This is a genomic window from Cryobacterium zongtaii, assembly GCF_002909375.1.
GTDB lineage: Bacteria > Actinomycetota > Actinomycetes > Actinomycetales > Microbacteriaceae > Cryobacterium > Cryobacterium zongtaii.
In genome coordinates this window covers 1-5,080 of record NZ_PPXD01000010.1, presented here as the reverse complement: position 1 = coordinate 5,080, position 5,080 = coordinate 1, and the positions used below count along the sequence as shown (strand labels likewise).

General features: G+C 69.7%; 6 protein-coding genes. 5 read left to right on the top strand and 1 reads right to left on the bottom strand.

Going from position 1 to position 5,080, the window contains the following annotated elements; all coding sequences use genetic code 11:
• Nucleotides 1-774 (top strand): alpha/beta hydrolase family protein (locus C3B61_RS19670; protein WP_482764182.1); only part of this gene is annotated, 774 nt, incomplete at its 5' end.
• A 12-nt stretch (nucleotides 775-786) separates the two neighbouring features.
• Here the strand turns inward: C3B61_RS19670 and C3B61_RS09300 are convergent.
• Nucleotides 787-1,182 carry a phage holin family protein gene (locus C3B61_RS09300; protein WP_103460363.1) on the bottom strand — a complete coding sequence of 132 codons (396 nt, stop codon included), beginning with the start codon at nucleotides 1,180-1,182 and terminating at the stop codon, nucleotides 787-789.
• Nucleotides 1,183-1,287: 105 nt separating this feature from the next.
• Between C3B61_RS09300 and C3B61_RS09295 the strand changes: the two genes are divergently transcribed.
• From C3B61_RS09295 to C3B61_RS09280, 4 genes are all read left to right on the top strand, one after another.
• On the top strand, nucleotides 1,288-2,394 hold the full coding sequence (locus C3B61_RS09295; protein ID WP_103460362.1) for a histidinol-phosphate transaminase: 1,107 nt from the start codon (nucleotides 1,288-1,290) through the stop codon (nucleotides 2,392-2,394).
• A gap of 4 nt (nucleotides 2,395-2,398) precedes the next feature.
• Nucleotides 2,399-3,547 (top strand): pyruvate dehydrogenase (acetyl-transferring) E1 component subunit alpha, encoded by a 1,149-nt coding sequence (pdhA, locus tag C3B61_RS09290; RefSeq protein ID WP_244285899.1) that lies wholly within the window; start codon nucleotides 2,399-2,401, stop codon nucleotides 3,545-3,547.
• Nucleotides 3,547-4,557: an alpha-ketoacid dehydrogenase subunit beta gene (locus C3B61_RS09285; RefSeq protein WP_208858797.1), complete on the top strand. Its 1,011-nt coding sequence runs from the start codon at nucleotides 3,547-3,549 to the stop codon at nucleotides 4,555-4,557. Before pdhA ends, C3B61_RS09285 begins: the two co-directional genes overlap by 1 nt.
• A gap of 27 nt (nucleotides 4,558-4,584) precedes the next feature.
• The coding region (locus C3B61_RS09280; RefSeq protein WP_341866765.1) for a biotin/lipoyl-containing protein at nucleotides 4,585-5,080 on the top strand (496 nt) is incomplete at its 3' end.

Sequence of the window (5,080 nt, the reverse complement as noted above, 5' to 3'; positions counted from 1 at the left end):
GTGCCGCCTGCCGTGCCGCCTGCCGTGCCGCTGCGGGTCACGGCAGCCGGCTCCGGCGCTGTGCCGGCCACGCTCGGGCCGGCCACGCTCGCGCCGCCGAGCCCGCCCGCAGGGTTCGCCGACCTCGCCGACCGCATCCCCACCGAGGATGACGGCGGTCAGGTGCGCATCGAGCGCTACGGCGACGCGGCGCATCCGTCGTGGCTGGTTTTCATCGGCGGCACCGTGGAATGGAGTCCGACCGGCTCGAGCGAACCGTGGGACATGGCCTCCAACGTCGCGGCCGTCGCCGACCAGGAGGCCGGCTCGTACCGGGCGGTGCTGCAGGCGATGCAGGCGGCCGGAGTGCAGCCCGGCGACCCGGTGGTGCCGGTGGCGCACTCGCAGGGCGGGCTGATCGCCAACCAGCTGGTCTCGCGTGGCGACATCAACGCCGTGGGGTTGGTCACCTTCGGGGCGCCGGAAACCGACCTGCCGTTGCCCGAGGGCTTGCCGGCGATCGCGGTCGAGCACGAGGACGACCTCGTTCCCGCTCTGGGCTCCACGTCGGACGAGGACCACCGCCTCTACGTGCGGCGGGAACTCTTCGCCGGCCGGGAGGTGCCGGCGGACAAGGTCATGCCGGCGCATCAGCTGGTGGGTTACCGCGAGACCGCCCGTCTGGTCGACGGGTCGCCGGAGCCCCGGTTGGTGGCGTTCCGCGCGCAGCTGGACGGGATCGTGGGCGAGTCACCCGGGCAGCAGAGCGTCTGGCGAGCCGAACGGGTCGACTGACCTGGCGCGGGCCTAGGAGGTGGCGTTGTTCAGCGGCCGTACGAGCAGGCCGAACAGCCAGCTGATGATGCCCAGCACGAACGCGCCGAGGACGCCCCACCAGAAACTCTCGACGACCAGACCGAAACCGAGCAAGCCGGAGATCCACGCCACCAGCATCAGCAGCAGCCCGTTCACGATGAACGACAACAGACCGAGGGTGAGGACATAGAGGGGGAACGCGACGATCCGCACGAACCCGCCGATGAACCCGTTGACGAACCCGAAGATCAGCGAGATCAGCAGGTAGGTGAGGACAACGGCCGTCGTGTCCGGTGCGTACGAGTCCACCCGCACACCCGCCACGATCAGTGTGGTCACCCAGAGGGCGACGGCGTTGACGATGAGCTTGATCAGGAAACTACCCATGCTCCCACTATGGCAGCCGGTGCCGGTCGCCGGGTGGGTTTCCGGTGCGGCATATACGGCCAGAGCATGCGGCACCGCGAATATGTCCCGGCGTAGACTCGCCGAGTGAGCCCTTCAGACCAGCCCTCGGTCCGCCTGCGCCCTGAGATCGTTGCGCTGCCGGCGTACCGGCAGGGCAAGGCGGCCAACGCCTCCGCCTTCAAGCTGTCCAGCAACGAGAACCCGTTCGACCCGCTGCCCGGCGTCGTCGACGCGGTGAACGCCGTCTCGGCCTTCAACCGGTACCCGGATGCCTCCGCCCTCGCTCTCCGCGAGCGGCTCGCGGCCCGGTACGGGCTGACCACCGACGAGGTGCACATCGGTGCCGGATCGGTGGCGCTGTTGTCGCAGCTGATCCTGGCCGCGGCCGGCCCCGGCGATGAGGTGCTCTACTCCTGGCGCTCGTTCGAGGCGTACCCGAGCCTGGTCACGGTCTCCGGTGCCACCAGTGTCACCGCACCCAACCGCGCCGACCACGGTCACGACCTGCCCGCGATGGCCGCGCTGATCACCCCGCGAACCCGCGTCGTGATCGTCTGCAGCCCCAACAACCCCACCGGCGTGATCGTCACGGCCGACGAATTCACGGCGTTCATGGAGCAGGTCCCCGCCGACCTGCTGGTGATCCTTGACGAGGCGTACGCCGAATTCGTCACCGACCCGAAAGCCGTCGACGGTACGACGCTGCTGGGGCGCTACCCGAACCTCGTCGTGCTGCGCACCTTCTCCAAGGCCTACGGCCTCGCGGGCCTCCGGGTCGGCTACGGCCTGGGCCCCGTCGGCATCCTCGACGCCGCCCGTGCCACCGCGATCCCACTCTCGGTCACCGGGCAGGGTTCGGCCGCCGCGCTGGCCTCGCTCGACGCCGAACCCGAGCTGCTGGAACGGGTCGGCGTGATCGCCGAACGCCGCGACGGCATCCGTGCCGCCCTGGTGGCCGCGGGGCTGAACGTCCCGCCGTCGCAGGCCAATTTCGTCTGGCTGCCGCTGGGCGCAGCGACCGCGGCGACCACCGACCGTTTCACCGATGCCGGGCTCGTCGTCCGGCCCTTCCACCCGGAGGGTATCCGGGTCTCGATTGGCGAGGAGGAATCTGTGGCCACGCTCCTACGGATCGGCGCTGAGATTGTTCAGGATCTACCAACGGGGCACGCGGCCCGGCGGCTAGGTTAGTACGGTGCCAGTGACCTCCAACGACGCACCCGTGCGCACCCTGACTTCTCCCACCGTGCAGCTCCTGTCCACGGACGGTACTTTCTCGCCGTCTGAATCGGCGGCCGAGTTCCTGCCATACTTCGAGCGCCTCACCGAGGCCGACTACCGCAAGTTCTACCGTGACATGGTCGTCGTGCGGAAGTTCGACACCGAAGCGGCGAACCTGCAGCGCCAGGGCCAGCTCGCCCTCTGGGTGCCCAGCCACGGCCAGGAGGCCGCCCAGGTCGGCTCCGCCTACGCCACCCGTGCGCAGGACCACGTCTTCCCCTCCTACCGGGAGCACGTCGTCGGCATGATCCGGGGCCTGGACATGGTCGACATCCTGCGGATGCTGCGCGGCGTCACCCTCGGCGGTTGGACACCGGAGGAACACGGCAACTTCCACCTCTACACGCTGGTGCTCGCCTCGCAGACGCTGCACGCCACCGGTTACGCCATGGGCATGCAGCTGGACGGCGCCACCGCGACCGGCAACCCGGACACCGATGCGGCCGTGATCGTCTATTACGGCGATGGCGCCTCCTCGCAGGGCGACGCCAACGAGGCCCTGGTCTTCGCGGCCAGCTACCAGACCCCGCAGGTGTTCTTCATGCAGAACAACCACTGGGCCATCTCGGTGCCCGTCTCCCGCCAGTCCCGCACCCCGCTTTACCTGCGGGCCGGCGGCTTCGGCATGCCCGGCATCCAGGTCGACGGCAACGACGTGCTCGCCAGCTACGCCGTCACCGCCAAGGCCATGGACGACGCCCGCGCCGGCCACGGCCCGTCGCTGATCGAAGCGCTGACCTACCGCGTCGGCGCCCACACCACCGCCGACGACCCCACCAAGTACCGAGACCCCGACGAGCTGGCCTACTGGGTCGCCCGCGACCCGATCGTGCGCTTCCGCAGCTACCTCAAGGGCCTGGGCGTCGAGCAGGAGTTCCTCGACTCCGTCGACGAAGAGGCCGCAGACCACGCAGCGGATGTGCGCCGCCGCGCCCTGGAGATCACCTCACCCGACCGCTCCGTCATCTTCGACAACGTCTACGCCGAACCGCATCCGCTGGTCGTGGAGCAGAAGGCCTGGCTCGACGCCTACGAAACCTCGTTCGACGGGAGTGAGTCCTGATGACCATGCAGGAAACGACCGCCGCCGCGCCGACCAGCGCGAACCTGCCCATGGCCAAGGCCCTCAACGCGGGGCTGCGCCAGGCGATGCTGAACGACCCCAAGGTGCTCATGATGGGCGAGGACATCGGGCCGCTCGGCGGCGTCTTCAGGGTGACGGAGGGACTGCACGCCGAATTCGGTGAGAAGCGGGTGCTCGACACCCCGCTGGCCGAATCCGGCATCATCGGCACGGCCATCGGCCTGGCCATGCGCGGCTACCGGCCGGTCTGCGAGATCCAGTTCGACGGTTTCGTGTTCCCCGGCTTCGACCAGATCACCAGCCAGCTGGCCCGGATGCGCAACCGGCACGAGGGCGGCCTCACCATGCCCGTCGTCGTGCGGATACCCTACGGCGGCCACATCGGTTCGATCGAGCACCACCAGGAAAGCCCGGAGGCGTACTTCGCGCACACCCCAGGCCTCCGCGTGGTGAGCCCGTCGAACCCGCACGACGCCTACTGGATGATGCAGGAGGCCATCGCGTCGAACGACCCGGTGATCTTCTTCGAACCCAAGAGCCGCTACTGGCCCAAGGGCGAGGTCGACTTCACCGCGGCCGGCACCCCGCTGCACGCGAGCCGGGTGGTGCGCACCGGCACCAGCGTCACCGTTGTCGGCCACGGCGCCATGGTGAGCGTGCTGCTGCAGGCCGCCGACCTCGCCGCGGCGGAGGGCATCAGCCTCGAGGTCATCGACCTGCGCTCGATCTCACCGATCGACTACACACCGATTCTCGAGTCCGTGCACAAGACCGGCCACCTCGTGGTGGCCCAGGAGGCCGCCGGCTTCGTCAGCGTCGGCTCCGAGATCGCCGCGACCGTCACCGAGCGGGCGTTCTACTCCCTCGAGGCCCCCGTGCTGCGGGTGTCCGGTTTCGACACCCCGTTCCCGCCCGCCGCGGTGGAGACGCACTTCCTGCCCAGCCCCGACCGGGTGCTCGAAGCCGTCGACCGCTCCCTCGCCTACTAATCATCCCCTTGCTGTGAAAGGCACCCCATGAGCGTCTCCCGATTCACCCTCCCCGATGTGGGCGAGGGCCTGACCGAGGCCGAAATCGTCGAGTGGAAGGTCGCCCCCGGCGACACCATCTCGATCAACCAGGTGCTCGTCGAGATCGAAACCGCCAAGTCGCTCGTTGAGCTGCCGTCGCCGTACGTTGGCGTCGTCGGCGAGATCCTCGTGCAGCCGGGCACCACCGTCGACGTGGGCACTGTGATCATCACGATCCTCTCCGAGGCCGGCGCCACCGACGACACCGCTGCGCCCGCACCGGATGCGTCCGCCCCGGCCGACGACGACCTCACCGTGGCCGCCCAGGATGCCGGCAGCACCATCTCGCAGGAACCGGCCGAGGAGTCCCCTGCCGTACTCGTGGGCCGCGGTGCCGCCGCGTCGATGCCCACCCGCCGCCGCCGGCACGTGGTGCCGACGGCAGCGCACGAGGCTCTCGCGGCCGCGCCGACCGCGCCCCCGCAGGGCGGCCCGGCTGCCT

Bases quoted from the DNA above. Each gene is read 5' to 3' on its own strand.
- C3B61_RS09285 (WP_208858797.1), top strand. From the start codon at position 3,547: ATGACCATGCAGGAAACGACCGCCGCCGCGCCGACCAGCGCGAACCTG.
- C3B61_RS09300 (WP_103460363.1), bottom strand. From the start codon at position 1,182: ATGGGTAGTTTCCTGATCAAGCTCATCGTCAACGCCGTCGCCCTCTGG.